Consider the following 966-nt stretch of genomic DNA (forward strand, 5'->3'; position numbering starts at 1 on the left):
GGCGCGCACCTCGGCGATCGGCAGCGACCACGGGTCGGCCTGCGCCGCGTGCGCGGCGACGATCTCGGCGTTGAGCCGCTTGGTCTCCGGATCGATCGTCGCCGGGTCGAACAAGGCGTGGTCGATCATGGGGCGTTTCGTCTCTTTACGCGTCTCTTGGGGCAACGCGGCGCGCGGGCGGAGGGCGTCGGCGAATCCCGCGCGCATCTTGGCGCGCCGGGGCCGCATTGCCATCTCGTCCCGGGCAGCGAAACCGCCTAACGCCCGAACCACCATCCGGTTTCGCCGCCGGTGTGGTGCATCCGTCACGGTTCCGCCGGCTTCGGGCGGTTGGAAGGGCGTCGTCCTCCGAGGAATGTCGATGATCGTCGAGCACGACCCCCGCCGCCAGGGTCAGAACCATACGGGTGCGTCCTACCGCGAGGCGCCGGGTTATCGCGCCTCGGCTATGCGCCGCTTCCTCGGCGGGTCGCCGGCCGCGGTGTTCCTGCGGCTGCTGTTCCTGTCGGTGCTCGTCGGCGCCTTCATGGCGATGCTCGGGCTCACGCCCGCGCGCCTGTTCTGGCAGGTCTACGATTCGGCCCGCGCGCTCGTCGACCTCGGCCTCGCCACGTTCCACGATTTCGGCGGGTGGATCCTGGCCGGCGCCATCGTGGTGGTGCCGCTCTGGCTGATCTCGCGTCTGTTCGCGGTCTCGCGGTAACCCCACCGCGATCGGGAGCCCGCGTGACCCCACCCCTTCCCATCACCGGGCGGCGCGTCCTCGCGCTCGCCCTGCCGATGACCATCGCCAACGTCACGACGCCGATGCTGGGCTTCGTCGGCGCCACGGTGATCGGGCGGTTGGGCGACGCCGCCCTGCTCGGGGCGATCGCGCTGGGCGCCGTCATCTTCGACGCGCTGTTCTGGTCGTTCGGCACCCTGCGGATGGCGACCGCCGGCCTCACCGCGCAGGCGGTCGCCATC

1 protein-coding gene and 2 pseudogenes are annotated in these 966 nt (G+C 71.3%); 2 read left to right on the plus strand and 1 reads right to left on the minus strand.

What is annotated here, in order from left to right; genetic code table 11:
- Positions 1-129, minus strand: a pseudogene (locus tag FV222_RS31660) (alpha/beta hydrolase); the annotation flags it as partial.
- Positions 130-361: 232 nt separating this feature from the next.
- Here FV222_RS31660 and FV222_RS27340 point away from each other — a divergent pair.
- Positions 362-703: a DUF6460 domain-containing protein gene (locus tag FV222_RS27340; RefSeq protein WP_147764347.1), complete on the plus strand. Its 342-nt coding sequence runs from the start codon at positions 362-364 to the stop codon at positions 701-703.
- Positions 704-780: 77 nt separating this feature from the next.
- A pseudogene (locus FV222_RS27345) lies at positions 781-966 on the plus strand (MATE family efflux transporter); the annotation flags it as partial.

It is taken from the genome of Methylobacterium sp. WL103, assembly GCF_008039885.1.
Classification (GTDB): Bacteria; Pseudomonadota; Alphaproteobacteria; order Rhizobiales; family Beijerinckiaceae; genus Methylobacterium; species Methylobacterium cerastii.